Source organism: Cytobacillus sp. (genome assembly GCF_964223445.1).
Classification (GTDB): Bacteria; Bacillota; Bacilli; order Bacillales; family Cytobacillaceae; genus Cytobacillus.
In genome coordinates, this window is the sequence record NZ_CAXQGS010000029.1 from 1 (window position 1) to 24,503 (window position 24,503).

Annotated in this window: 28 protein-coding genes and 1 riboswitch; of the genes, 6 read left to right on the forward strand and 22 right to left on the reverse strand. The window is 40.2% G+C overall.

Going from position 1 to position 24,503, the window contains the following annotated elements:
* Positions 1–5 precede the first annotated feature (5 nt).
* Positions 6–1,361 carry a hemolysin family protein gene (locus ACEQ1T_RS04015; RefSeq protein WP_370221841.1) on the forward strand — a complete coding sequence of 452 codons (1,356 nt, stop codon included), beginning with the start codon at positions 6–8 and terminating at the stop codon, positions 1,359–1,361.
* 45 nt (positions 1,362–1,406) lie between these two features.
* Here the strand turns inward: ACEQ1T_RS04015 and ACEQ1T_RS04020 are convergent, their stop codons facing one another.
* Together ACEQ1T_RS04020 and ACEQ1T_RS04025 are read right to left on the reverse strand one after the other, a co-directional pair.
* Positions 1,407–2,828, reverse strand: coding sequence for a cell wall metabolism sensor histidine kinase WalK (locus ACEQ1T_RS04020; protein ID WP_206834905.1), 1,422 nt, complete (start codon positions 2,826–2,828; stop codon positions 1,407–1,409).
* Complete coding sequence (locus ACEQ1T_RS04025) at positions 2,818–3,519, reverse strand: response regulator transcription factor (protein ID WP_206834903.1); 702 nt, start codon at positions 3,517–3,519, stop codon at positions 2,818–2,820. The genes ACEQ1T_RS04020 and ACEQ1T_RS04025 overlap by 11 nt, the downstream gene beginning before the upstream one ends.
* Before the next feature lie 183 nt (positions 3,520–3,702).
* Between ACEQ1T_RS04025 and ACEQ1T_RS04030 the strand changes: the two genes are divergently transcribed.
* Together ACEQ1T_RS04030 and ACEQ1T_RS04035 are read left to right on the forward strand one after the other, a co-directional pair.
* Complete coding sequence (locus ACEQ1T_RS04030) at positions 3,703–4,341, forward strand: hypothetical protein (protein WP_206834901.1); 639 nt, start codon at positions 3,703–3,705, stop codon at positions 4,339–4,341.
* Positions 4,342–4,423: 82 nt separating this feature from the next.
* Positions 4,424–4,741, forward strand: a complete 318-nt coding sequence (locus tag ACEQ1T_RS04035) for a helix-turn-helix transcriptional regulator (protein ID WP_206834900.1) — start codon at positions 4,424–4,426, stop codon at positions 4,739–4,741.
* A gap of 244 nt (positions 4,742–4,985) precedes the next feature.
* On the opposite strand, the gene ACEQ1T_RS04040 is transcribed toward ACEQ1T_RS04035, so the two are convergent.
* Both ACEQ1T_RS04040 and ACEQ1T_RS04045 read right to left on the reverse strand, forming a co-directional pair.
* On the reverse strand, positions 4,986–5,909 hold the full coding sequence (locus tag ACEQ1T_RS04040; RefSeq protein ID WP_206834899.1) for a cation diffusion facilitator family transporter: 924 nt from the start codon (positions 5,907–5,909) through the stop codon (positions 4,986–4,988).
* Positions 5,910–6,118: 209 nt separating this feature from the next.
* On the reverse strand, positions 6,119–7,414 hold the full coding sequence (locus ACEQ1T_RS04045; protein ID WP_206834898.1) for an NCS2 family permease: 1,296 nt from the start codon (positions 7,412–7,414) through the stop codon (positions 6,119–6,121).
* 318 nt (positions 7,415–7,732) lie between these two features.
* A riboswitch (purine riboswitch) is annotated at positions 7,733–7,834 on the reverse strand.
* A gap of 290 nt (positions 7,835–8,124) precedes the next feature.
* On the opposite strand from ACEQ1T_RS04045, the gene ACEQ1T_RS04050 reads away from it, so the two are divergent.
* Positions 8,125–8,439 carry a DUF948 domain-containing protein gene (locus ACEQ1T_RS04050; RefSeq protein ID WP_282142010.1) on the forward strand — a complete coding sequence of 105 codons (315 nt, stop codon included), beginning with the start codon at positions 8,125–8,127 and terminating at the stop codon, positions 8,437–8,439.
* Positions 8,440–8,471: 32 nt separating this feature from the next.
* Here the strand turns inward: ACEQ1T_RS04050 and ACEQ1T_RS04055 are convergent, their stop codons facing one another.
* Complete coding sequence (locus tag ACEQ1T_RS04055) at positions 8,472–9,374, reverse strand: YihY/virulence factor BrkB family protein (protein WP_221877258.1); 903 nt, start codon at positions 9,372–9,374, stop codon at positions 8,472–8,474.
* Positions 9,375–9,725: 351 nt separating this feature from the next.
* Between ACEQ1T_RS04055 and ACEQ1T_RS04060 the strand changes: the two genes are divergently transcribed.
* A complete protein-coding gene (locus tag ACEQ1T_RS04060) occupies positions 9,726–10,619 on the forward strand; it encodes a YitT family protein (protein WP_282142008.1) in 894 nt (297 codons plus the stop codon).
* Between the two features lie 170 nt (positions 10,620–10,789).
* Here the strand turns inward: ACEQ1T_RS04060 and ACEQ1T_RS04065 are convergent, their stop codons facing one another.
* From ACEQ1T_RS04065 to ACEQ1T_RS04130, 14 genes are all read right to left on the reverse strand, one after another.
* Positions 10,790–11,566: a sulfite exporter TauE/SafE family protein gene (locus ACEQ1T_RS04065; RefSeq protein WP_370221816.1), complete on the reverse strand. Its 777-nt coding sequence runs from the start codon at positions 11,564–11,566 to the stop codon at positions 10,790–10,792.
* A gap of 62 nt (positions 11,567–11,628) precedes the next feature.
* The gene (locus ACEQ1T_RS04070; protein ID WP_206834891.1) at positions 11,629–11,856 is read right to left on the reverse strand and encodes a sulfurtransferase TusA family protein; all 228 of its coding nucleotides are present in this window, start codon (positions 11,854–11,856) and stop codon (positions 11,629–11,631) included.
* A gap of 57 nt (positions 11,857–11,913) precedes the next feature.
* The gene (locus tag ACEQ1T_RS04075; RefSeq protein WP_206834887.1) at positions 11,914–13,035 is read right to left on the reverse strand and encodes an MBL fold metallo-hydrolase; all 1,122 of its coding nucleotides are present in this window, start codon (positions 13,033–13,035) and stop codon (positions 11,914–11,916) included.
* A 40-nt stretch (positions 13,036–13,075) separates the two neighbouring features.
* On the reverse strand, positions 13,076–13,654 hold the full coding sequence (locus tag ACEQ1T_RS04080; protein WP_370221817.1) for a sulfurtransferase TusA family protein: 579 nt from the start codon (positions 13,652–13,654) through the stop codon (positions 13,076–13,078).
* 30 nt (positions 13,655–13,684) lie between these two features.
* On the reverse strand, positions 13,685–14,161 hold the full coding sequence (locus tag ACEQ1T_RS04085; protein WP_206834881.1) for a DsrE/DsrF/DrsH-like family protein: 477 nt from the start codon (positions 14,159–14,161) through the stop codon (positions 13,685–13,687).
* Between the two features lie 153 nt (positions 14,162–14,314).
* On the reverse strand, positions 14,315–14,608 hold the full coding sequence (locus ACEQ1T_RS04090; RefSeq protein ID WP_370221818.1) for a rhodanese-like domain-containing protein: 294 nt from the start codon (positions 14,606–14,608) through the stop codon (positions 14,315–14,317).
* A gap of 15 nt (positions 14,609–14,623) precedes the next feature.
* The gene (locus ACEQ1T_RS04095; protein ID WP_206834876.1) at positions 14,624–14,983 is read right to left on the reverse strand and encodes a rhodanese-like domain-containing protein; all 360 of its coding nucleotides are present in this window, start codon (positions 14,981–14,983) and stop codon (positions 14,624–14,626) included.
* An 81-nt stretch (positions 14,984–15,064) separates the two neighbouring features.
* Positions 15,065–15,295, reverse strand: coding sequence for a metal-sensitive transcriptional regulator (locus ACEQ1T_RS04100; protein ID WP_370221843.1), 231 nt, complete (start codon positions 15,293–15,295; stop codon positions 15,065–15,067).
* A gap of 741 nt (positions 15,296–16,036) precedes the next feature.
* Entirely contained in the window at positions 16,037–17,449 is a 1,413-nt protein-coding gene (locus ACEQ1T_RS04105; RefSeq protein ID WP_206834872.1) for a SpoVR family protein, read from the reverse strand.
* Between the two features lie 128 nt (positions 17,450–17,577).
* Positions 17,578–18,123 carry a PepSY domain-containing protein gene (locus ACEQ1T_RS04110; RefSeq protein ID WP_370221820.1) on the reverse strand — a complete coding sequence of 182 codons (546 nt, stop codon included), beginning with the start codon at positions 18,121–18,123 and terminating at the stop codon, positions 17,578–17,580.
* Between the two features lie 95 nt (positions 18,124–18,218).
* Complete coding sequence (locus ACEQ1T_RS04115) at positions 18,219–18,911, reverse strand: PepSY domain-containing protein (protein WP_370221821.1); 693 nt, start codon at positions 18,909–18,911, stop codon at positions 18,219–18,221.
* A 70-nt stretch (positions 18,912–18,981) separates the two neighbouring features.
* Entirely contained in the window at positions 18,982–20,334 is a 1,353-nt protein-coding gene (locus ACEQ1T_RS04120) for a HAMP domain-containing histidine kinase (RefSeq protein ID WP_206834865.1), read from the reverse strand.
* Complete coding sequence (locus ACEQ1T_RS04125) at positions 20,331–21,026, reverse strand: response regulator transcription factor (protein ID WP_206834862.1); 696 nt, start codon at positions 21,024–21,026, stop codon at positions 20,331–20,333. Before ACEQ1T_RS04125 ends, ACEQ1T_RS04120 begins: the two co-directional genes overlap by 4 nt.
* A 126-nt stretch (positions 21,027–21,152) precedes the next feature.
* Positions 21,153–21,470 (reverse strand): DUF3889 domain-containing protein, encoded by a 318-nt coding sequence (locus ACEQ1T_RS04130; protein WP_206834861.1) that lies wholly within the window; start codon positions 21,468–21,470, stop codon positions 21,153–21,155.
* A 204-nt stretch (positions 21,471–21,674) separates the two neighbouring features.
* Between ACEQ1T_RS04130 and ACEQ1T_RS04135 the strand changes: the two genes are divergently transcribed.
* Complete coding sequence (locus ACEQ1T_RS04135; RefSeq protein ID WP_206834859.1) at positions 21,675–21,929, forward strand: YhdB family protein; 255 nt, start codon at positions 21,675–21,677, stop codon at positions 21,927–21,929.
* A 58-nt stretch (positions 21,930–21,987) separates the two neighbouring features.
* On the opposite strand, the gene ACEQ1T_RS04140 is transcribed toward ACEQ1T_RS04135, so the two are convergent.
* The 3 genes from ACEQ1T_RS04140 to ACEQ1T_RS04150 all read right to left on the reverse strand — a co-directional run bounded on the left by ACEQ1T_RS04140 (position 21,988) and on the right by ACEQ1T_RS04150 (position 24,446).
* On the reverse strand, positions 21,988–22,524 hold the full coding sequence (locus ACEQ1T_RS04140) for an NADPH-dependent FMN reductase (protein ID WP_370221824.1): 537 nt from the start codon (positions 22,522–22,524) through the stop codon (positions 21,988–21,990).
* 140 nt (positions 22,525–22,664) lie between these two features.
* Positions 22,665–23,312, reverse strand: coding sequence for a response regulator (locus tag ACEQ1T_RS04145; RefSeq protein WP_370221825.1), 648 nt, complete (start codon positions 23,310–23,312; stop codon positions 22,665–22,667).
* Positions 23,313–24,446, reverse strand: a complete 1,134-nt coding sequence (locus ACEQ1T_RS04150) for a GAF domain-containing sensor histidine kinase (protein ID WP_370221826.1) — start codon at positions 24,444–24,446, stop codon at positions 23,313–23,315.
* Between the last annotated feature and the right edge of the window lie 57 nt (positions 24,447–24,503).

Sequence of the window (24,503 nt, forward strand, 5' to 3'; positions counted from 1 at the left end):
CTTATTTGGACATATTAAACTTGGTTTTTATAGCCATTTTAATTGCTTTAACGGCTTTTTTCGTTACATCGGAATTTGCCATTGTTAAAATACGAAGTTCCAGGATTGATCAGCTAATTGAAGAAGGCAATAAAAATGCAATTGCTGCGAAGAAAGTCATTTCGAATTTGGATGAATACCTTTCAGCCTGCCAGCTGGGAATTACCATTACAGCCCTCGGCCTTGGCTGGCTGGGTGAACCGACAATTGAACACCTGCTGCGGCCAGTGATCAACAGTATCGGATTGCCCTCTTCCATTTCGCATATTATCTCATTCAGCATTGCTTTTGCTTTTATCACATTCCTGCACGTAGTTGTGGGGGAATTGGCTCCAAAAACCCTGGCGATACAAAAGGCAGAAGCGGTTACACTCTTAACAACACGTCCTTTAATCTGGTTTTACCGGGTTATGTATCCGATTATCTGGGCGCTGAATGGTTCTGCCCGCCTATTGACCAGCATGTTTGGATTAAAGCCTGCTTCTGAACACGAACTGGCACATTCTGAAGAAGAACTTCGCATTATTTTATCAGAAAGCTATGAAAGCGGCGAAATCAACCAATCTGAGTTTAAGTATGTAAATAAAATCTTTGAGTTTGATAATCGCATCGCGAAAGAAATAATGGTTCCGCGTACAGAAATTGTCTCTCTCTCAAAAGATGATACACTTGAAGACTTCCTGCAAATCGTTCAGGAAGAGAAATTCACACGATATCCCATTATAGATGGAGATAAAGATCATATCATTGGCATGGTCAATATTAAAGAAGTCATGACAGATCTCATTATGAACAGGGAATTATCATCAAGCACCCTTGAATCTTACATTCGTCCCATCATCAGGGTCATTGACAGCATACCTATCCATGAGCTGCTGCTTAAAATGCAGAAAGAACGCATTCACATGGCCATCTTAATGGATGAATACGGCGGAACCTCAGGCTTAGTCACTGTTGAGGATATCATTGAAGAGATTGTTGGTGAAATCCGTGATGAGTTCGATATGGATGAAGTGCCCATGGTCAGAAAGACGGAAGAAGGCCAATATATCATCGATTCCAAAGTTCTTGTCAGCGAAGTTAACGACTTGCTGGGTACCGATATCAATGATGAAGATGTCGATACCATCGGCGGATGGATATTGACTGAAAACTACGAAGCCAAACAAGGCGACATGATTGAACACGAAAAATACCGGTTCAAAATTCTGGATATGGAAGAACACCATATTAAGTATATTGAAGTAACAGCAGTACCAGAAACAGAAGAGCCGGCACCCGCAAAAGAAGTGCCTTTTACTGAAACAGAGGTATTGTCATAAATGATTAAAAGGAACAGCCTATCAGAGTGCTGTTCCTTTTTTGCCTTATTGCAAAGATTGTTTTTTCCGGGGAAACCTAATCGTAAATTTAGTCCCTTCCCCTCTATCACTGCTGACAGCAATCTCTCCGCTGTGCAGCTGAACAAGCTGTTTAACAATGGAAAGCCCAATGCCAAATTCACCAAATGAATGATTGGTCCTGGATAGATCAGCTTTATAAAAACGCAGCCAGATAGACTCGATTTCTTGAGGATCGATGCCAATTCCCGTGTCTTCTATTTCGATCACTGTTTGGTCAGGATCTTCCCTTCCCCTTAAAAAGATGGAGCCTTGATCGGTGAATTGTATGCTATTCTTTACAATATTAACTAAGATTTGAATAAGCCGGTCATAATCTGCATGAACTGAAACCCCTTCTTCAGCCTCAAGATAAATCCTGTTGCCTTTTTCTCCTGCCTGAATTTCCAGCTGGTCCTTAACAATTTCAAAGGCTTCCATGAGATCAATATCCATTTTATTCAGCTGCAGCTGATTGGACCGGATCTTTTCATAATCCAGATTTTCGTTTACCAGACGAATAAGTCTTTTTGCTTCCCTGTCAATCAGGACCATCCCTTTTTCTTTTTCCGCCTCCGGGATCAGCCCCCCTTTAATGCCTTCAGCCAAACCGCTGATGGTGGTCAAAGGAGTCCGCAGCTCGTGCGAGACATCAGCAATGAATTTCCTCCTTCTATTCTCCAGTCTTTTAATTTCTTCATTAGATTCCCTCAATCTGGCTGCCATATCGTTAAAGTCTTTAGCCAGTTCGCCGATTTCATCCATATAGGTGTATGGAACATTTACATCATAATTCCCGGATGAAATCATAGAAGCAGCATTCCTGAGGTCCGTTATCCTCTTGATCAGATTTTTAGAGAGAACCAGGCTTAACAGGATGGTCGCAGAGAGCGAAATAAAAATAGTATATAATAAAAATCGATTTAATTGGCTGACAACCTCCATAGCTCCAGTTATAGGAGACAGAAGCAAAACTCCGCCAACCAGAGTGCTCCCCTGCATATAAGGCATTGCAACCAGAGTCACCTCTTGGCCAAAGCGTTCTATATCATGTTTTACAGTTACTTTACTTCCTTTCGAAATTTCTGCCCACTCAGATTTGGTCAGCTGAATCATCGGATCTGATTTAAGCTCCGGATACAAGACCCTCCCTTTATGATCAAAGAGAATATATTTTATATTCCTTGCATCGAGCAGCTGGCTGTATTCTGTTAAAAATTGTTCATCCCCCTCTATCCTGACTGTTAAATCAGTCAGGATCTGTTCCCCATAGGAATCGAGCTCTTCCACTTTATTTTCAAAAATATAATTCTCAACAAACTGGGAGAAAAGAAGGCTTAATAGCAGGAATGCCAGAATGAGGATGCTGACATGGCTAATCAGCAGCTGATAAAAATATTTAACTTTCATTTTCAGCTGCCGTTTCATCAAATTTATAGCCCACGCCCCATACCGTATGGATAAAAGGCTGCTCATCCGTACCTATTTTTTTCCTGAGCCTTTTTATATGTACATCGACCGTTCTTTCATCTCCATAAAACTGATAACCCCATACACTATCAAGCAGCTGCTCTCTTGTAAAAACCTGTTTTGGATGTTTTACAAGATAATACAGCAAGTCAAATTCCTTTGGGGTCAAATTCTTGAGAAGCTGCCCATTGCAATAGGCCTCTCTGGCATCTTTGCTGATTTTGAAGTATTCACTGGCAACATAGTGTGGGTCATCCACTGATCCTGCTTCAGCCTGAAACCTGCGTGTTACCGCTTTGATCCTGGCCATTAGCGTCAGGGGACTGAATGGCTTGGTCACATAATCATCAGCACCCATTTCAAGTCCCAGAACCTGATCGGACTCGCTATCTTTAGCCGTCAGCATAATGATCGGGACCTTGCTCAATTCCCTTATTTTACGGCAGAGAGTCACTCCATCCATGACAGGAAGCATCCAGTCGACGATAATTAAGTCCCATCTTTCTTTATTAAAATGCTCAAACCCCTGCTGTCCATCATGGACAAAGACTCCCTGGTATCCTTCTTTCATAAAGAACATCCCAAGCATTGAACAGACACTTTCATTATCTTCCACAACAAGTATTTTCATTTTCCCATCACCGTCCCCGAACAGTCTTCTTTTCTTAATGTAATCGAAATGAGTGTTTTTTTTCAATGAATATCTCTGTCCTTAATGTTTTCGTGAAAAAGATAGCCAATTTTATTCATGCTTTCGTTATATCTTGGGAAATGCTATATACGAATTATAATTTTGAAAGGAGTGCAGTGCATCATGAATAAAAAATTACTATTAGTATTGTCTTTTTGCATTATTTTAATGGGGGCCGCTATATCCGTTAACGCCGAAACCGCACCAAAGGAACAATCACCGGCACAAGAGCAGAAGCATGAACACCATCACAGAATGATTGATGAATCCCAAATGAAATCCCTTCTGGAGCAAGGATTCACCAAAAAGGAAATCTTCATAGCTGCCCACATTGCAAAGTTTTCAAATAAACAGGTTGCAGACGTATTGGCATTTTATAAAAAAAATAACTCTTCCTGGGAAAAAACAGCACAGCAGTACGGAGTGGATTTAGACAAAATAAAAAAGCATCCTCATCACATGGATAAGTTCCTTGAAACTAATAAGCAAGTTGTTATGCAAAAGGTCTCCGAGTATTCCGGCAAGTCCCCTCAAGTACTGCAGGGGTATCTTGACAAGGGAGTCCCTCTTCGTTTCCTTATTTCCGGTGCAGCCATGGCAAAGGCGGCAAATAAGGATTTAAACGAAATAATTCAAATGAAGGAACAAGGAAAATCAATGCCTGAAATAAAAAAGGAACTGAACCTGGAAAAAGAACAAATCCATGCAGAAATGAAAAAACTGGTTGATGAGATTCACAAGGAAGTCAGAAAGACAAAATAAAATGTTAAAACCGCAGAGGCCACACCTCTGCGGTTTCGTTTTATTTAAAACAGAACTATAATGAAGGGCAGAGGTGAACAAAATGACAGAAGAAAACCCGTCGTACCCAGCCGATCTGGATGAAGAAACCTTATTCATGGTTTCCCAGACATTCAAAGCATTATCAGATCCAACCAGGCTTAGAATTCTTCATTTATTATTTCACGGAGAGTATTCGGTAAATGAGATTGCCGAAAACCTATCACTGCTTCAGTCTACGGTTTCTCACCAGCTGCGCTTTTTGAAAAACCTGCGGCTTGTAAAATTCCGCCGTGAAGGAACCACTCTTTACTACAGCCATGATGATGAACACGTCATTAGTTTATTGAACCAGGCAATCGAACATAGCCAGCATTCATAATAAAAGCGGAAGCGCCTTGCCCACGAAGGAACGCAGACTAAGATCGCCACGTCCTGTGGCAACGTCTGCATGACCCGCATCCTGCGGGCCTCAAGCATAAGACGAGCCTCACGGTAAGGCGTCCTTTGCCTTGCTGGGAGGATTGGCTTATGACCTCGAGGGGGTAGGCTCTAGAGCTAGACAGTTATCGTTGTTAAAGATTAATACTTTCTTATTTCATGAATAAGCTGTCCTTTAGCCCCTATTAATTGCAGCTTTCATTATGGCCGGGGCAGCCCTTTCTTTCTCCTTCCACTTGAATTGTGCTATGCTCAATGCCATATTCATCATGAAGTACCGATTGCGCCGCATGAAGGACTGCATCGTGGCCGCCTTCATGTTCAATCACAAGATGGCAGCTAAGGGAAGGGAACCCAGAAGTAATCGTCCAAATATGAAGATCATGAACATCTTTTACATGTGCAAGGCCAAGGAGTTTCTTTTTTATATCCTCAGGGTTCAGGTGGGAAGGCGTCCCTTCCATTAAAATATGAAAAGACTCTTTTACCACCCTCCATCCGCTTATTAGGATGAGAACTGCTACCATTACACTGGCTATCGGGTCCGCAATGCCCCAGCCGAAGAAATAAATTAGAAGCGCAGCTGTAATAGCTCCAACAGAACCAAGCAAGTCACCAAGCACATGAAGAAAAGCGCTCCTAACATTTAAATTGTGATCCTTATCCCCACTCATTAATATAAATGCTGCTGCGATATTTACGAGAAGTCCGATTGATGAGATTACCAGCATACCCATACTTTGAACAGCCGGTGGTTCAAGAATGCGGTGGTAAGCTTCATAGAAAATATAGAGAGAAATCAAGAGCAGTGTGATTCCATTAATTGAAGCAGCAATAATTTCAAATCGTTTATAGCCAAATGTTTTTGAATTTGTCGCTTTTTTTTCCCCTATTTTGATGGCCAGAAAACTTAAACCAAGCGCAGCTGCATCACTCAGCATGTGTCCGGCATCCGATAGGAGCGCAAGGCTGTTAGTCCATATGCCTCCAATTACTTCTACAATCATAAATGAAGCAATCAAAATAAATGCCCACATTAAAGCCTTTTTATTGCCTGTGTGATGGTGATCATGTGAATGCCCTTGCCCATGGCCATGACTGTGTCCCATTCATTCAACCCCTTTATATGAATATATGCTCATATATATTATGTATGAATTTGGCTTATTGTTCAATGATTTTTTATTGTATTCTTTTTATTTAGACTAAAAGAGTGGAGTCAAACATTTTTTGATGATCTCCAGCAGAAATGCATTTTCTTCAAAGCAACTTTAGGATTCACAAAAAGGCTGCCTGAGTATACAGGCAGCCCTTTTCCTTATGCAAGATAAACAAAATAACCCATAAATGCAATACATAATCCATACATGATCGGATGAATTTCTTTTGGCCTTTTCAATGCCAGCATTGTGATTGGGTATAAGATGAAGCCAAGAGCAATCCCAGTTGCTACACTGAAAGTCAGCGGCATCATTAAGATGGTTACAAATGCCGGAATAGCAATCTCCAGTTTCCCCCAATCTATGTGTTTCACTTCCATAGCCATCAGTGCTCCGACAATGATAAGTGCCGGAGAGGTAACTTCGGCCGTAATGACACCGAGCAATGGAGAAAAGAATAATGCAATAGCGAAGCATGCAGAGATGATAACAGAAGTAAAGCCTGTCCTTCCTCCGGCCGCAATCCCAGAACTGGACTCAATCATGGAGGCAGTTGTAGAAGTTCCTAGCACAGAACCGACTACAGTAGCACTTGAGTCCGCCAGAAGCGCTTTTCCTGCATTAGGGATTTCATTATTCTTCATCAACCCCGCCTGGCTTGCAATGGCTATTAAGGCTCCAGCCGTATCAAAAAAGGCAACAAATAAGAAAGTGAAGATGACTGCCAGCATTTCCGGCGTAAAGATTTGATCAATATTCAGAAAAACTTCACCAAATGTCGGTTCAAGGCTCGGAATGGCCCCAACAATTTTTTCCGGTTTATCAATAAGACCAATTAACATCCCAGCTGCAGCTGAAATGACCATACCATAAAAAATGGCACCTTTAACTCCCCTTACCATTAAAACGATTGTTAAGATAAAACAGAAAACAGCCAGCAGCGTGACTGGGGATTTAAAATCGCCAATCGCAACAAATGTCGCCTCATTACCTACAATCAGGCCTGCATTCTTCAATCCGATAAAAGCAATAAAGAAGCCTATGCCGCCTGCTATAGCATGCTTTAAATCCTTGGGTATAATGTTAATAATTTTTTCCCGTATCTTTAATAAGCTTAAAATCACAAATAAGATCCCTGAAACAAATACACCAGTTAAAGCCGTTTGCCATGGAATGCCCATGCCGATGCAGACAGAAAAAGTGAAAAAAGAATTGAGGCCCATGCTTGGTGCAATCCCAATTGGATAATTGGACAGCAAGCCAATTAATAAAGAGCCAATAATTGCTGACAGCGCCGTAGCCGTAAAGACAGCTCCTTTATCCATTCCAGCCTGGCTAAGTATAATTGGATTTACAATTAATATATATGCCATTGATAAAAATGTCGTTAAACCTGCGATTGTTTCCTGTTTGTACGATGTTTCTCTTTCACGAAAACGGAAAAAAGATGACATGCCATTCCCTCCTTAATTAATAAGACTGTTTTCGCAAGGTTTGTTGCTATTTTTGTATTATTTGCTGAGTTGATTGCAGCGGAAGGTGCGAGGCTCCTGCGGGAGTAGCGGGACAGGTGAGACCCCGCAGACGCGGAGCGTCGAGGAGGCTCACCGCCCGCCCCGCGGAAAGCGAGCAGTCTGGAGCGGAAATCAACGGACAACATTGATAGGCGAAAAACAACAATTTATACGAAAAGAGCCATTAGTAAACAATAAAAAAAGCTCCGCAATGTGCGAAGCTGCCATAAGTTAACAGAAGAAAATAGCATGCCGATTCGAACAAGCTATATCCCCTGTAGTCAAGCTATTTACGGCAGCCCGGTAGAAACGCTCAGACCCTATCTCTGAACATATACAGGTTAAAATGTATGGCCTCAGAAAACCAGTCGATCAATGTCCTGTGCCAACAAAATTATATATTGATATAATGAAAACAATTCTAGCAAACTCAAATATGAAGGTCAATTCTTTAATTTATTCTGAGAATTCCCCTTTATCCTGGAGTTGGTTAAAGGGTTTTAATGTTAATTTTTTGTTGTAATGGGTAAACAATAAGGAAGACATAGGCGCCTTGGTTACCCCGACACCTCGAGGGGAGAGGCGGCGGGACTAGCAGTAATTGCAGTTCGAAAATTTTCTTAAAAACCAGCATGAGGAGGCAGGTCACAATGTTCATTGTATATGCAAGCTTGATTCTTATTGCAGCGTCCCTGATCTTTCTGGGCATCTATGCTTTTAAAGCATACAAGGATGCCAAACCGGCAATTAAGAAACTGACAGCTATAAGCACTGTTATGCAGCTAAAAGCAGATCAATTAAAAAATGGGGTTGACGAACTGACAGCAACCCAGAAAGAAATTCAAAGAGATATCAATTATAAGAAACAGACCTTAAATAATACGATATCCGCTGTAAAAGAAACACCGAAGAAAATAAAGAAATGGTGGAACATCAAAATACCTTTTATCCACCAAATTAAATAAAAACGAGGGCTGAGCCCTCGTTTTATTTTGTCCTATTTTATTGAAAGTGTACGATATGCTTCTGCATCTGTTTGCACCTTGGAATTTTCTTTGTCATCTTTCTTTCCTCTGCCCGGCTTGAATGTATTATTTCTGTGATAGAGGGCACTGATTTCCCCGCCAATAACAAGGGCAAGTCCGGTTAAAAAGAACCATAGCATCAATACAATGACTCCGCCAAGGCTTCCGTATGTGGCGGAATAATTCCCAAAATTGCTTACATAAAATGACAAGCCAAATGATATAAGCTGCCACATAACCGTTGCGGCTATGGCGCCTGGCAAGACCTGTTTGAAAGGAAAATGTTTATTTGGTGCCACCTTATAAAGAATAGCCAGGACTGTAACCATGATTACAAAAGCAATGGCCCATCTCAATACATTGATCAGTATCTGCATCCCATCAGGTATATTAATAAAATTCTCAACAAAGTTCATGATGACTTTTCCGAACACGGGAAGAACCATAGCAATGATGAATGCTGCGAGCAAACCAAGAGTCAAACCTATGGATATTAGTCTTGATTTTATAAATGACCTCGTTTCCTCCACATCGAAGGCGTCATTCATGGCTCTTATGAATGCCTGCATTCCATTAGAAGCGGACCATAAAGTACCTATGATACCGAACGTCAGCAGGCCGCCGTTCGGCTTCGTAATGATATCCACTACATTATCTTCAATAACATTAAATGAATCTGACGGCATTACACTCTGCAAGTATGATAAAGCTTTTTGAGGATCCAGTGAAAGATATGGAACAATGGAGATAAGCAGAATTAACAAAGGAAAAATGGAGAGCATATAATAATATGCTTGTTCGGCTGCAAGCCCGGTTGCCCGATCTTTCTTAAATTCCTTTCCGAGCTTCTTGCCAAATTGAATAACCTTATGCATTTTACTACTCCTCCCTTAATCAGCTTATAGCTTGTATGTGTTTATTTCCCCTAAGACCTTTGAGCTAATCGTATTTTAATAAAATATTCATTCCATTTTGATAGATAAATAAAAAAGATACCTTTCCACGGAACGGAAATTATCCTAATTAAGGGCTCACATCTTATCATTATGAAACTCGATATCCCTCATTTAATATAAGAAATGTTATAATTAGATATAGTTTTTATCAAACTTATCGAATAATTAATTTGAGCTAAATTGGCACAAGCTATCATATTATGTTATTAGCTCATTAAAGATGCTCGTTCAGTTTGACAGATTTTTCATCAATTTAAATGGGGGTCATTTATGAACGTTTCACTTGAGACTGCTGTTGAAGCAAATGTACATAAAGGGTTGACTAAAGGCAAGCTTGCAAAAAGAATTTTCTTCATCATACTTGGAGCCATACTTATGGGGGTCGGAATCGAAGAATTCCTAGTGCCCAATAAAATTCTGGATGGCGGAATAGTAGGAATCTCCATTATCCTCTCCCACATGTCCGGCTGGAAACTCGGCTGGTTTATTTTTATCTTAAATATTCCATTTTTTTACATAGGGTACAAACAGATAGGGAAAACCTTTGCTTTGTCTACATTGCTGGGCATTGCGGTATTATCAGCCACTACCCTCCTCTTGCATGAGGTTCCCGTATTTACAGAGGACTTGCTGTTAGCTACTGTATTTGGCGGTATCGTTCTTGGCGTTGGGGTCGGAATGGTGATTAGGTATGGAGGATCTTTAGATGGGACAGAGATACTGGCCATTCTGGTAAATAAAAAGCTTCCGTTCTCTGTCGGCGAAATTATTATGTTTTTCAATATCTTCATTTTTGCTACTGCAGGCTTTGTTTTTGGCTGGGACCGTGCCATGTACTCAATCCTTGCATATTTCATTGCTTTCAAGACTATTGATGTTGTCATCAGCGGGCTGGATGAATCCAAATCCGCCTGGATCATCAGCGACCAGCACAAGGTTATAGGCGAAGCGATTCTGGCCCGGCTTGGACGAGGCGTAACCTACTTAAATGGGGAAGGTGCATACACTGGGGATGACAAAAAAGTAATTTTTTGCGTCATAACCAGACTTGAAGAAGCAAAATTAAAATCAATTGTCGAAGAATTAGATCCGAGTGCTTTCTTAGCAGTAGCTGATATTGCTGAAGTCAGAGGCGGCAGATTTAAAAAGAAAGCCATTCACTAAGAATGGTTTTAATGGTCTTATGAAAACCTCTCTTCAGTAATATCCTTTGTTGCTAAACCGGCTGGATGCGGCAGTTAAATCAAATAACAAATAAATATGTTAGCAATACGATAAATATCAAAGAGGTTAAAATTAAAAGGGAACAGCACCCGCTGCCCCCTCCCTCTTAATTATAAAATATCCATCCAGATTTTGATTGATGTTGTCAGAATTAAAACAGCCAATATGACTTGGAGGATTTTTGTATTCACTCTCTTTCCTGCAGCTGCTCCTAATGGTGAAGCAATTAAGCTGGCAATGATCATTATGGCAGCAGGAATATAGTCCACCTGTCCGGTTGCCAATTTGCCAGCTGTAGATCCAATCGATGAAATAAATGTAATGGCCAGTGATGTCGCAATCGTCATCCTTGTAGGGATCTTCAATACAACCAGCATAATAGGAACCAGTAAAAACGCACCTGCTGCACCTACGATTCCAGCTCCGATGCCGACGATCAAAGCAAAGAAGGCTGCAAGCCATTTATTGAACTTTACTTGATCCAAGGGTATATCATCCAAGCCTTTTTTCGGCACGAACATCATGACTGCCGCAATTAAAGCCAATACTCCATATACAAGATTGATGCCGCCTTCAGTCAAAAACCTTGAACCGTAGCTTCCGATTAAACTTCCGATTAGTATTGCTGAACCCATATAAATAATAAGTTTTTTATTCAGGTATCCTCCTTTTCTGTAAGCCCAGACACCCCCGATTGTTGCAAAAAACACCTGTACTGCACTGATTCCGGATACTTCGTGAGCAGAAAAAGCAGCTAATCCAAATAATGGCGGAATGTATAAGAGCATAGGATATTTAATGATTGAGCCTCCAATTCCTACCATGCCGGAAATGTAAGACCCGATAAAACCAATTAAAAATATAACGAGTAAAAAGGTCAAATCCATGTGGCTATCTCCTCCTTTTAGCGATAAAAGGGAGTAGAAACCCCCTTTTACCTTTCAATAGATTAGCCCTTTTTTATCCAGAACTTTAAAATTCCGTTGTCATCCTCATGTTTTAAAAGTTCATGTCCTGTTGACTCTGTCCAGGCAGCCAAGTCTTTGACTGCGCCTTTGTCGGTTGTATGAACTTCAAGCACCTGGCCTGATTCGATTTCCCCTATCGCTTTCTTTGTTTTTACGATTGGCATTGGACAAGCTAAACCTTTTGCATCCAGTACTTTTGCCGTGTTCATGTTTTCATTCCTCCAGTTTTTTAAATTATCTATGCTAAAGTTTTTGAATTCAGGTAATTATCTTACAGCACAGCGGTTAGGACCGATTTCCATCTCTCTCTGTTTTTCTTCATCGGGGCTGATTTTCCCCATATTTGTTTCGCGGATTTCCTGATAAGCATTTGGCTGAGGTGGAAGATTTTCAGAAACTAATTTTCTGAACTCTCCTTCGTCATCAATATTTAAACCATGATTTTCAGCAAATAATGTGCCAAGTTTCCCAGAAACACTGCCATCTTCATTCAACTCATCAATGATCATGAAGTGTGCAGGCATAACAACTAATTCACTTGATAGCTCCTTATAGCGCTTATAAAGTGTCTCTCTTAAATCGCCAGCCCAGTCACCGGCTTTTCCTGCAAGGTCCGGTCGGCCAATTGAATCGATGAATAGAATATCGCCTGATAGAAGGTACTGATCATCTACCACAAATGATGTTGATCCAATTGTATGGCCTGGTGAATAAACAGCTTGAATGCTGATCTTAGCAGAACCAATCATTACCTCATTTTCATCTTCAAGACGGCTGAATTCAAATGTTACTTCTTCTGCATCCTTAGGAGGAAGCCAGTAAGAAGCACCCGTTTTTTCAGCAATTTTGCGTCCGCCTGAAATATGATCTGCATGCAGGTGTGTATCAAAGACATGCTTGATCTCCGCATTCTTTTCGGCAGCAAAATCAGTAAATACGTCTGTCATTCTTGTTGCATCCACGATTGCAGCTTCACCGTTTGAAATCACCATGTAAGATAGGCAGCCTTTTCCGATGCGGACGAATTGATAGATTTCTCCGCCACCCTTCAAATCGCCCACTTTAACTGGCTCAAGGTGCTCACTCCATGATTTCATCCCGCCTGTCAGATAGGAAGCATCGCGTCCTGCTTCTTCAAGCATTTCTGCGACCATTACGGAAGAACCTTCTTTTGCACACACTACTAAAATCTCTTTATCAGCTGGAATTTTATCAAGAATAGGCTCTACTCCATCAAGAAGATCGAAGTAAGGAATGTTAAGATGTTCGAAATGTTTACCTTCGATTTTCCAATCATTAAAGTCACTTTCATTGCGCACATCTAGTATAAATAGCTCTTCATTTTGAATAACCTTCCTTGTTACTTCTTTAGCAGTCATTGCTTTCATAAACTTATACCCCCTGATGTATATTTTATTATAAAATTTTTTAATTCACTTTAGTTTCTGTCGGTCCATTCCAGCCAGACATTCCCGGCACTACATTAATTATGTTCGAGAAGCCTTTTTTGGTTAATGCCTGTGAAGCCATATCACTGCGGCTGCCTGTACGGCATACTACATATATCTTTTTATCTTTATCCAGCTCGCCTATTCGTTCTTCAAGTTCGCCAAAAGGAATGGAAACAGCGTTTGGAATATGTCCAAATGCATATTCAGCGGGTTCCCTTACATCAAGTACAACAATCTCTGAATTTGATTCAAGTTCTTTTTTAAGATCTTCGTTAGAAGCAATAGTCTCAAAATTTGCTGCTTCTCGCTCTTCATTTTCACTTGCTTTGCGGATATAGTGCATAAGTACATCACCTTCTTCGATTGTCCCAAGATATTGATGTCCCGAACTTTTTGACCAGGCCAGAATATCTACCTTTGAACCTTTATCCGTTGCTAGTACCTCAAGTACTTCACCAGGGTTTAGATTATTAATTGCCTTTTTTGTTCTTACAATTGGCATTGGGCAAGCAAGGCCTTTTGCATCTACCGTAAAGTTTGCTTTTAATGTTTTCATTTAGATATCCCCCTATTTTAAAAATTTGGTTTAGATGAATAAATTTACATTTCCATCTTCTGCATCTGCCAGGTACGCTGCTACACCAGCATATTCAACGCCATCAATAATTTCATCTGGTTTAAAGCCCAGAAGATCCACTGTCATCTGACAGGCTACCAGCTTAATATCCTGTTCTTTTGCCATATCAATCAAATCTTTTACTGGCATCGTGTTGTGCTTTTTCATTATATCTTTAATCATTTTTGGACCCATGCCTCCCATATTCATTTTTGAAAGACCCATTTTTTCAGGGCCCCTAGGCATCATTTTTCCAAACATTTTTTCCAAAAATGATTTTTTCACTTGAATAGGCTCATCTTTCCTTAGAGCATTCAGTCCCCAAAAAGTGTGAAAAATTGTTACCTCATGGTCATAAGCAGCTGCTCCGTTCGCAATGATATAAGCTGCCATCACCTTGTCATAATCTCCGCTGAATAGAACAATCGTTGTCTTCTTCTTATCCATTCTTCTTCCTCCTTTTACCCTAATGGGTATTCATATAATCAAAAAAAATAAAGTTTATATTGTTATTGGTAACCATGTCTACATACCTTGTGGGGTATATATTAAAGTATGCTTTACTTTCTGTCAATACCCCTTTTCTTTTCGAACATCAAGTTATTCTATGGGACCTTCCCAGTTCATCATACCGCCGCTCATATTGATCACGCTAAAACCCTGGCTTTCAAGAAAACGGGCAGCTAGTCCACTGCGGCTGCCTGATCTGCAAACCATTACATATTCTTTATTATCCAGTTCATGCATGCGGAATTCAATTAATCCAAGCGGAATATGAATGGCTAATGGAATCTTCCCTTCCTTAATTTCATCCACCTCACGCACATCGATTAAATTCAAAGGTTTCCCGGCAGCTATTTTCTGCTCAGCATCCTTTGCAGTCATAGTTTTCATATGAAATATCCTCCCTTATCTCCAGGCGCTCAGTCCGCCTCTGATATTTGTTATATTTTTAAAGCCTTCTTTCTTCAGGATTTTGCTCGCTTTGCTGCTTCTCATTCCACTTTGGCACATGACAACTACTTCCTGATCCTTTGATAGCTGGCTCTTTTTCTGGTGAAGCTGATGAAGAGGCATATTGACAAATCCCGGAACATGGAATCGTTTATACTCTGCAGGTGTTCTCACATCAATATATTGCTTGTTATTATCCTTTTGTTCGTTTTGCAGCTGAGCAGGTGTCATCTGCCTGACTCCTTTAACTGGAATCATTTTTCGAACTAAAAAGATAATAAGAAGAGCAATAATAACTCCATTTACAATGGTCATTTGATAACCTCCAATTACAGATTTCATTAATACCCCACAGGGTATATACTAACTAAAAAAAATGAGGAAGTCAACAGTCTTTTATCTGCTTTTAACAAGTAAGTTGACGGCCTCTTCAATAATACTTGAGTTTGCTGTACCCTTTTCAGCATTTTCTATAATGCACTGTTCAAGATTTTGACTGACAATAACCGCGATTGCTTTATCAATCGCAGAACGGGAAGCATTTAGTTGAGTAGTAACAGATTTGCAATCCTTCTCATCTTCCATCATTTTTAAAATACCCCTAAGCTGCCCCTCAGCTCTTTTGATTCGGTTTTTTTATCCTTCATCGTATACCATATTTTTCACCCCATTTATTTGGTGGAATGACAATCAGGGATTGAGAATGACTACTTATTCAAAACCCTTTTTGCGCAGCAACCTCGTAATATCATCTGCAATATTAATTCATTACAACTCACACTATATACCCCAAAAGGTATATAGTCAATATTTGAATTTTTTCAAAAGAAAAACACCCAAACGGGTGTCTTTTGTTTTTGCCTTAGCAGCAGTCGCTTTCATTGCCTAACAAAACCAGTCTTTCATTTTCCTTATCATGGTCCAGAATCATACTTACTGTATGCGGCTTGATTTCCGGGTCAAATGCAACCTGGATTTCACTGATTGTTTCGATTATATCGTCTGCTTCCGGCTCATCCAGAGCCAGTCCAATTTGTGGGCCTCCTCAGCCATAGCCCGCGAAGTATACTCTAATGCCGGCCGCATCTTTCTCTTGAAACACTTGCTTCAATAGGTCCCGAGCTGAATCTGTAATTTTCAAGATTATCACCCTTCCTGCAGTTTCTGAATGGATCCAAGCTAAATATCAGTAACTGGGAATTCAACAAATAGCCTATTCCCAATACCCCCGCTTGTACTCGTTAATATTACTGCAATACTCCCCAGGAAGAAAGTATTTAGTTTATATCGTTCCCATTTCTTTATAAACATGTTTATTTTAAATACCCAAAAAAACGAACCACTTCAGATGTGGTTCGTCCTCCATTATTATAAGTATTTTCTATGAATGCTCTTCCCATCGTAAGTGAAAAGCATATTCTTGCCTTCAACAATGGTTTCCATATGGACTCCTCTTCCCCAAAGCTGGTATACGTATGGGAGTACTTTTTCAAGATATTTAAGATCCAGCTCAACTCCTTCAAACCAGTGCTTAAGGTAAAGCTCTCCATTCTTCATATAGTCGCCGTCATTAACCGTTAAATATGGGAATCCTCCATTTACACGCATGCTGACAAGCTGATCGCGAACATGCTCCCACTGTTTATCAACAATTTTATAATCCTTCCCCTGCTTTTGGAAAAGGTACATATCTTCTCTCATGACAAGGTCTTTTGTTAAATAATTTCTCAAAAATGAAATGTCTGATTCGATTTCACGTACCTCAAACATTTTTTCCCTGCCTGAACCTGGCACTACACCGCGTCTCTTCATTTCCTCCGACGGATTGTTATACCTCTCTTCAATATCCTCAAAAATTTTCAGTCCCAGATAATATGGATTGATTCCTGTTCTGGACGGCTGAACCACTCCTGCATTCAATTTGGCAAATTCAAGAGCTTCTGCAGATGTCAAATCCATTTCCCTTAAAATACGCTGATGCCAATAGGAAGCCCAGCCCTCATTCATGATTTTTGTTTCGAGCTGCGGCCAAAAATAGAGCATTTCTTCCCGCATCATAGTTAATATATCCCGCTGCCAGTCGGTGAGCTCCCTGCTGTAGCTTTCAATGAATAACAGTAAATCCTTTTCGGGTTTTGGAGGGAATTTCTTTTTCTTCTTCTTTGGCTCATGCTTTTTGTTCCTTTCATCCAACCCCCATAAATCATCATAAGGGCTAGACGCTGCCGTATCACCGCTGCTTTCATATTCATCTTCCGTACTCCATGAGAGCTTCGGCCTCATAAGAGACGGATCAATATGTTCTTCAATTGCCAGAACTGCATCAAGGAAAGTTTCCACTTCCTTCTTCCCAAACTCAATTTCATATTGCCTGATTCTTTCGGCAGTTGCAGCCATGCTCTCTACCATGTCCCTCTTTGTGTTTTGAAAACGGACATTATTTTTAAAGAAATCGCAGTGTGCTAAAACATGTGCAACAATTAATTTGTTCTGAATAAGGGCATTGGAATCGAGCAAAAACGCGTAGCAAGGATCCGAATTGATTACAAGCTCATAAATTTTTGATAATCCTAAATCATAATGCAGCTTCATCTTATGAAACTGTTTTCCAAAGCTCCAATGCGAAAACCTGGTCGGCATGCCATAAGCCCCGAATGTATAAATGATTTCTGCAGGACAGATTTCATACCTCATCGGGTAATAGTCCAAGCCAAACCCATTTGCAATTTCAGTAATTTCCTGAATGGCATATTCCAATGACTTATTTTCTTCTTCTCGCATTGCCACTCCCCCTTTTAGTCCTTACCATAATCTATGAACCAACAAGAGGATTGATGAGTAGTCTCTTCATAAGCTTGTTACAAATTACAGCAAAAAGCGGAGCATTCCGCCCCGCTTTCCACTTAGAATTAGTCACCCAATTCGACTTTTAATACTTTTCCTGTTTCAGCATCAATATCAACATCTGCTTCGCCTTTTTTTGTTTGCAGTTCAACTTCATATAGGATTTGACCATCGTCTTCATCTATTTCAATTTCTTTCATCGTTCCATTAACCTCTTTTTCAGCTATTTCAATAGCCTTTTGTTCGGAGATTATATTTTCCCCATATACCTCTTTTTCAGACTGATCATTGTCATCATCTCGCTCTTTATTAAATGATATAACTTTTCCATCTAAGGCATTAATCTTAATATCGAAATCTTCTGTCCCGTTCTCAATATCAATTTCATAATACTGATTGCCATTTGCTCTTTCCAATTCAATGCTCTCTACTCTTCCCTCTGCTTCAGAAAGAGCAATCTTCTTCGCTTCTTCTACAGTAATCAAATCCTGTACTGCTTCTATTTTACTCCCGGTGCTTCCTTTTCCATTCGTATCTGCTGCACCTGCTGCAACAGCACCACCCAGCAATACAGCTCCTGCCAAAGAAATAACTGCAAATTTTTTGTTCATTTTATTCTTCCTCCTTTTTCTTTTCTACATGTTCAATATAACCGGTGAAAATGAGAGAAAAAGGATAAGAAAATTAAAATTTGATGAGAAAGGGATTAATCATCCCAGGTAACCGACAACACTTTTCCTGTAATAGCATGGATCTGGACAGCTGCTTCCCTGCCATCATCCTTTTCTATCTCAATAAGATAATAAGATCCCTTGTCTGTTTCTCCAAAGCTGATATCATCCACTTCCCCAGGTTCATTTTTTAGAGCAATCTGGACGGCTTCCTCTTCGGTTAGATTTTTGACAGGGACCTTAGTTTTCTCAGCAGCACGAGATAAAATTTCACCATTCAGAGCATCAACAATAATCTTAATCTTCTCTTCATCTTTCTGAACGATTGCCTCAAAGGCTGGCTTTTCTTTCTGAGTCACTTTTTTCAGGGAGAGTAATTCACCAGATTCTTCTGCCTGAATAATTCCCTTTATTTTTTCTTCATCAAGCTGTTTCTGTTCACCATTAGAAGTCTGATCCTTTTTTTCAAATGAAAGAATTTCTCCCCTGTTTTCACTCAGCATTATTTCATAGAACCCTTCTCCTCTTTTCATTTCAATCAAATAAGTGCTATTCACTTTTTTCAAATTCAGAATTTCTCCCTGATATCGGTCTTTTATTAATTCCCTGGCTTCACTTTCAGTGATGGATTCAGAAGCAGAGACATTAATGAATTGTATTACAGCAAATACAAGGAGCGCAGCAAGCAGAAGCCCCGAAGCTGAAATTATTATAAGTTTATGCTTCATTTCCTTACACCTCTTTACTTATCTTATTTCTCCATTATCTGATAATAAAATGAGAAAATGATGAGAATGGTTAAGTTATTTTGATGCTTATGGATGCTGCAGTTCCTAATCCTTCAGTACTTTCGAGTCTGATCTCAACCCCTAGAGCATCAGCGATTTCTTTGGCAAGAGCCAGTCCCAGTCCCGATCCTCCTGTTTTTCTGTTTCTTGCCTCATCTACCCGGTAAAAACGGTCAAACACCCTTGACAGATCCTTCTGGGGAATACCCATACCGCGATCTTCAATCCGGATATAAACTTCACTTTTCTCTATCCCAGCATTAACCCTTATGACATCATCACTGTATTTCCTGGCATTATCCAGAAAAATAAACAGGAGCTGCCTTAACTTATTTTCATCCGTTTGAATAAAGGTATTATCAGCCAATCTGAATTCCAACTGTATAGTCCTTTTAAAAGCATCTCCGTAAGTCCGAATAACTTGGGTTAAAAAACTGTTAAGATCTATCAATTTCAAATCGAGCATCCACTGGTCATCATGCCGTGCAAGCAAAAGAAGCTGTTCTGTCATTTCCTTCATTCTTAATGCCTCTGAATGAATGGCTTCTATTGATTCATTAAATAATTCAGGTTCTTTCAATCCTCTTCTCTTAAGCAGGCTTGAATAACTCTCAATAACAGTTAATGGGGTTTTTAACTCATGGGAAGCATTTGATATAAAAAGTTTTTGCTTTTCATAATTGGATTCAAGAAGATCTATCATATGGTTGAAGGTTTCACCCATTTGATGCAGCTCATCCTGAGATTTTTCCTCCAGTTCAAGACGTTTGAATTGGCCGCTTTTTCTAATTTCTTTCATGGTGGCTGTCATTGTTGCAACAGGCCTTGTAATAAACTTACTAAGGATAGCGCTGGAGATTAGAACGGGAATCATTGCCAGGACTGTGACAATCCCTAGAACGAAGCGTAGAGTCCTTAATATTTTTTCTGCACTTTCCATGCTTCTGGTCAGCTGAAAGCTCCCTATTTCACCATCTGGAAGGATCACTGGTGCAGACGCAAACATATAGGCCTTCTTATCACTTTCCATTGTTTTTATCAATTCATTGCTGATATACTCTGCAGGAATTTCACTGAGCGCCTTTTCATCCGCAGATGTTGAGGTTACTGCCTTTTTATCCGGCTGAACCAGTCTTACCATCCCACTTGAAGGAACAAGGGCCCTAAGCAGTTCAGCTTCCGGAACATTCCCGATTGAACTTTGTGCAATTTTTGTTATATTAGCCATTTCATTTGAAATGGCCGCCTGCTCATTTTCATATATTAATTTGCTGAAAACAGCATACACAGCGATATTCATGACAAGCAGCAATACGGCAAAGAGAACGGTTGTATACAAATAAATTTTCTTCCTAAGATTCATTTCGTCTCCTTTAATACATACCCTACTCCGCGGATTGTATGGATAAGAGAAGGCATCTCAGGCAAGTCTATTTTCTTGCGCAAATATCTGATATAGACATCCACGACATTTGTGTCCCCCAAAAAGTCATATCCCCAGACGGCCTCCAAAATCTGTTCCCTGTTCAGGACCTGTTTTTTATTTGTCATTAAATACACAAGTAAATCAAATTCTCTGGGCGTCAGTTCTATGAACTGATCTCCCCTGCTGACTTCTCTTGTTTTTTCATTGAGCTTTAAATTTGACACTTCCAGACAATCATTAGCTGCCGTTTCTTTGGCAGCCGCTGACTTAACCCTTAATGCCGCCCGAATCCTCGCAAGCAGTTCCTCAATTTGGAAAGGTTTTGTTATGTAATCATTCGCACCCAAATCTAAACCAGATACTTTATCTTCCACTGAGCTTTTAGCCGTCAGCAGCAAAATGGGGGTCTGTTTATCCTTGCTGCGAATTCTTCGCAGAATTTCAATTCCGCTAAATCCCGGCAGCATGATATCCAGAATAATTAAGTCCCAGCTGCCAGTTCGATAAAACTCCATTGCCTGAAAACCATCCATTGCCTTTGTCACTTGATAGCCCTCGAATTCAAGTTCAATTTCCAGAAGCCTGGCGATCTTAGCTTCATCTTCCGCAACAAGAATTGATTCCTTCATAAAACTCACTCCCCATATTTGACGCTTATATTCATAATCCAAGATTATCAGAAAGATTTGTTTTTATCATTATTTTAAATAAGGGGTTTGCTGGCCAAATTCAATGAAAAAAGCCCCCGAAGGAGCTTACTGAGTCTTTCTCTCTACAGATAGGCTAACCGCTTTGTTATCCTTGAGATTATGTGTGACCAAAACCAGCACAGTTACAGGCTTCCCATCTTCTTTTACTGTAAATGTGAAGGTGTCTGTCACATCTGTTTCGGTAACTTTTTTCCTTCCTCCGTACTGATAATCCACTACCTCTTCCCCAGGATAATCTTCCTTTACAACTGCGATGGCAATTCTTCCATACTTTTCATAATCCGGTTTTTGGACAGCTCCTGCTAAGGAGCCTCCCCCGGCTAATAAACAAACCAGCATAAACATCGTTAAATACTTTTTCATATATCCTCCAAAGCATGTGTCGTTAATTATATTTTTGGCTCAGTTTTCAATTTTATGTATGGGATTGTGTTATAAATGCATGTGGCCAATATACAGGTAAATGATGATAACCCTTTGAAATCAACAAGTCCAAGATTTACTTCGAAATAAAATTCTGCATCATCATAAACTATAATCAACTCCTGAAAGAGGAGGAGAGGATAAATGAATAAAGTGGATTATGACCGTGCGCTATATTACACGCACCGGTCAGAATGGGATAACCTGCTGATCCTGATGGTCAGAACAGATGATCAATTTCTTTCGAAGAAGATCGAACATTTCCTTCATGCCTACAACTTCGAAAAAGACTATTCTGTTATTGAGAAACATTTATATTCACTCTTGAGATATATTGACCATGCCAATGAATTATCGGAAAAACTGCTGCCAAACACAGTATTTTATGAACTAACTTAAAAAAGAATTCCACCAATAATAAAACACGGATTTTTGGGTCCGTGTTTTTGTATTTGTTTTATTTTAATTCCTGCTTAATTTGACCATACGCCTTCATATAAAGCTGAAGTTCTTTCATTAATCCCTCAACAAGCTGGGCAGGTTCCTCAAAAAGGCCATCATTTTCATAATCGAAACAATGCGGGTCCAGGACCAGCTGCTTAGGAATGACATTGGCGTATACACCCCTGCCCGCAATTCTCAAATTATTAAGGGCATTGATGCCGCCTTTTCCGCCTCCTGCCACAACCAGCAAGCCGACTGGCTTATGGGCAAATTGCTCGCTTCCGAGAAAATCCAGCGCATTTTTTAGAGCTCCGCTCATAGCACTGTGATACTCAGGGGAAGCAAGAATAACCCCATCAGAATCTGCAATCTGCTGGCGCAGCTTTTTAACGGCAGACAGCTGATATTGATCTTCTGTTCCATTATATAAAGGAATTTCTCCAAGACTTAAATCGATCAGTTCAGCATTATATTTCCTTGCAATATAACGAGAGGCTATTCCCGTTCTTCCCTTAGCTCGCGGGCTTCCATTAATAATCGTAAGCTTCATTCTAAACTCTCCTTTTAGTTCCTATATTCTTTAGTATATAGAAATATGCGCTTTTAAACATCGTCAGTATGGCTGAGTTTTATAAAGCTTATCTTAGGACTAATTCAGTAAATATCTTCTGCAACTTTAGGATGATTTTTTCAATTTGAATCTGCAATACCATGACGCACTGCATATAGTGCTGCCTGTGTTCTGTCAGCAAGTTCCAATTTGGACAATAAGTTGGAAACATGTGTTTTGACTGTCTTTTCTGTTATATAAAGGGATGAAGCAATTTCTTTATTGCTTTTCCCTTTTGCAATTTCCCGCAGAACCTCCAGTTCTCTTTTTGTCAGTTCTTCCAGCGGCTGCCTTTCTATACTGTTTTTATTCGTTAAATGTGTGAGCAGATGGGAGGTGGCTTTTGGATGCAGCTGGTTCTCCCCTTTCATCAGCTGGATAATTGCCTGAACAAGAATATCCGGCTCAATGTCCTTGAGCTGATACCCTGAGGCCCCCGCCTCAATTGCCGGAATCACATGATCCTGGTCTGAAAAGCTTGTGAGTATCATGATCTTCACTTCAGGGCAGCTCGCTTTAATTTGCTTTGTGGCTTCAATACCATTCATAACAGGCATATCCAAGTCCATTAATACAACATCAGGCTGGTTTGTTTGCATCATCTCTACAGCTTCACGGCCGTTTTTTGCTTCTCCGATAATTTCTATTTCCGGCTGTGTTTTCAGAAAGAATACAAGACCCCTTCTTACAACATGATGATCGTCCGCTATTAAAACCTTGATGGCCATCTATTTCATCCCTCCCTTTTTCAAAGGAATGATAATTTCAATTTTCGTTCCTTTGTTTGGCTCTGTTTTTATTTTAAATAAACCATTCAGTGCTTCCGTCCTTTTCTTCATGCTTTTGAGCCCGAGAGAAGGGATATCATTTTCACGATAATGAAACCCTCTGCCGCAATCGGAAATCACCATTTCAACTGTTTTTTCATCCACTGTCAGTTCTAAATCTGCTGTTGATCCACCAGAGTGTTTTTTGCAATTGGCCAGTGCTTCCTGGCCAATTCTCCATAGTGTCTCTTCCACTTTTCCGGGCAGACAGATCACACCATTTACTTTTGAATTGAGCTTCAGGCCAAGCATTTGGCTGTAGGTCTGCATAGCACATACAATCCCATTTTCCAGGCCGCGGGGTTTCAGCTGCCAGATAAGTGCCCTCATCTCGCTTAAAGCTTCCTGTGCGAGATCCTGCATGTAAGAAAAGGTCTCTTTAATTTCAGGGCTATCAGTCATTTCAGCCCCTCCTCTTGCCGTTAAGCTTAAGGAGAATAATAGCTGGTTAACTGAATCATGCAGGTCCCTTGCCAGCCTATTTCTTTCCGCAGCAAGAGCCGTCTCCTGTTCCAGCTGCGTCAGTTTGATTCGTTTTATAGCCGTTCCAATTTGAAAAGCTACCGATTCCAGCAATGCCAATTCTTCAGGTGAAAAATGGGTTTTATCAGGTGAGCCGATATTAAGGATCCCAAACTTTTCTTCCCCTGCTCTCAGCGGTACGGAGGCATGATGGGTAAGCCCGTTGGTATCCTTTCTTTGCTCGGCAATGGCATCTTCTATTCTTTTGCATTCAATAATGTTCGAAGCTTTGTTTAATCTGCCGTCATTATAGCGGTCAATACACCAGCAGTCTCCCTTGCACATCGGTCTGCAGTTATCCGCTGAAAGAGCAGGCGGCAGTTTCTCTTCTGCTGCCAGGCGAAACTCCCCTTGGCTATCGATTAGAAATACCCATCCCGTTTCAAGACTGGTAATATGAAGCAATTTCTGCAGAACCTCTTTTAAAAGGGAATCAATTTCTGTTCCTTCATTCAACAGTTCTGCTATTTCTTTTAAAATTCTGATTTCAGATTGCCTTTTTTCCCCTAACACCCTTATCCCCCTTGGAACTTTCATATTATGTACTTTTATTATATAACTTTTATTCCC

Coding starts and splice junctions, on each gene's coding strand:
- ACEQ1T_RS04020 (WP_206834905.1), bottom strand. CDS start 2,828: ATGAAAGTTAAATATTTTTATCAGCTGCTGATTAGCCATGTCAGCATC.
- ACEQ1T_RS04025 (WP_206834903.1), bottom strand. CDS start 3,519: ATGAAAATACTTGTTGTGGAAGATAATGAAAGTGTCTGTTCAATGCTT.
- ACEQ1T_RS04030 (WP_206834901.1), top strand. CDS start 3,703: ATGAATAAAAAATTACTATTAGTATTGTCTTTTTGCATTATTTTAATG.
- ACEQ1T_RS04035 (WP_206834900.1), top strand. CDS start 4,424: ATGACAGAAGAAAACCCGTCGTACCCAGCCGATCTGGATGAAGAAACC.
- ACEQ1T_RS04040 (WP_206834899.1), bottom strand. CDS start 5,909: ATGGGACACAGTCATGGCCATGGGCAAGGGCATTCACATGATCACCAT.
- ACEQ1T_RS04045 (WP_206834898.1), bottom strand. CDS start 7,414: ATGTCATCTTTTTTCCGTTTTCGTGAAAGAGAAACATCGTACAAACAG.
- ACEQ1T_RS04050 (WP_282142010.1), top strand. CDS start 8,125: ATGTTCATTGTATATGCAAGCTTGATTCTTATTGCAGCGTCCCTGATC.
- ACEQ1T_RS04055 (WP_221877258.1), bottom strand. CDS start 9,374: ATGCATAAGGTTATTCAATTTGGCAAGAAGCTCGGAAAGGAATTTAAG.
- ACEQ1T_RS04060 (WP_282142008.1), top strand. CDS start 9,726: ATGAACGTTTCACTTGAGACTGCTGTTGAAGCAAATGTACATAAAGGG.
- ACEQ1T_RS04065 (WP_370221816.1), bottom strand. CDS start 11,566: ATGGATTTGACCTTTTTACTCGTTATATTTTTAATTGGTTTTATCGGG.
- ACEQ1T_RS04070 (WP_206834891.1), bottom strand. CDS start 11,856: ATGAACACGGCAAAAGTACTGGATGCAAAAGGTTTAGCTTGTCCAATG.
- ACEQ1T_RS04075 (WP_206834887.1), bottom strand. CDS start 13,035: ATGAAAGCAATGACTGCTAAAGAAGTAACAAGGAAGGTTATTCAAAAT.
- ACEQ1T_RS04080 (WP_370221817.1), bottom strand. CDS start 13,654: ATGAAAACATTAAAAGCAAACTTTACGGTAGATGCAAAAGGCCTTGCT.
- ACEQ1T_RS04085 (WP_206834881.1), bottom strand. CDS start 14,161: ATGGATAAGAAGAAGACAACGATTGTTCTATTCAGCGGAGATTATGAC.
- ACEQ1T_RS04090 (WP_370221818.1), bottom strand. CDS start 14,608: ATGAAAACTATGACTGCAAAGGATGCTGAGCAGAAAATAGCTGCCGGG.
- ACEQ1T_RS04095 (WP_206834876.1), bottom strand. CDS start 14,983: ATGACCATTGTAAATGGAGTTATTATTGCTCTTCTTATTATCTTTTTA.
- ACEQ1T_RS04105 (WP_206834872.1), bottom strand. CDS start 17,449: ATGCGAGAAGAAGAAAATAAGTCATTGGAATATGCCATTCAGGAAATT.
- ACEQ1T_RS04110 (WP_370221820.1), bottom strand. CDS start 18,123: ATGAACAAAAAATTTGCAGTTATTTCTTTGGCAGGAGCTGTATTGCTG.
- ACEQ1T_RS04115 (WP_370221821.1), bottom strand. CDS start 18,911: ATGAAGCATAAACTTATAATAATTTCAGCTTCGGGGCTTCTGCTTGCT.
- ACEQ1T_RS04120 (WP_206834865.1), bottom strand. CDS start 20,334: ATGAATCTTAGGAAGAAAATTTATTTGTATACAACCGTTCTCTTTGCC.
- ACEQ1T_RS04125 (WP_206834862.1), bottom strand. CDS start 21,026: ATGAAGGAATCAATTCTTGTTGCGGAAGATGAAGCTAAGATCGCCAGG.
- ACEQ1T_RS04130 (WP_206834861.1), bottom strand. CDS start 21,470: ATGAAAAAGTATTTAACGATGTTTATGCTGGTTTGTTTATTAGCCGGG.
- ACEQ1T_RS04135 (WP_206834859.1), top strand. CDS start 21,675: ATGAATAAAGTGGATTATGACCGTGCGCTATATTACACGCACCGGTCA.
- ACEQ1T_RS04140 (WP_370221824.1), bottom strand. CDS start 22,524: ATGAAGCTTACGATTATTAATGGAAGCCCGCGAGCTAAGGGAAGAACG.
- ACEQ1T_RS04145 (WP_370221825.1), bottom strand. CDS start 23,312: ATGGCCATCAAGGTTTTAATAGCGGACGATCATCATGTTGTAAGAAGG.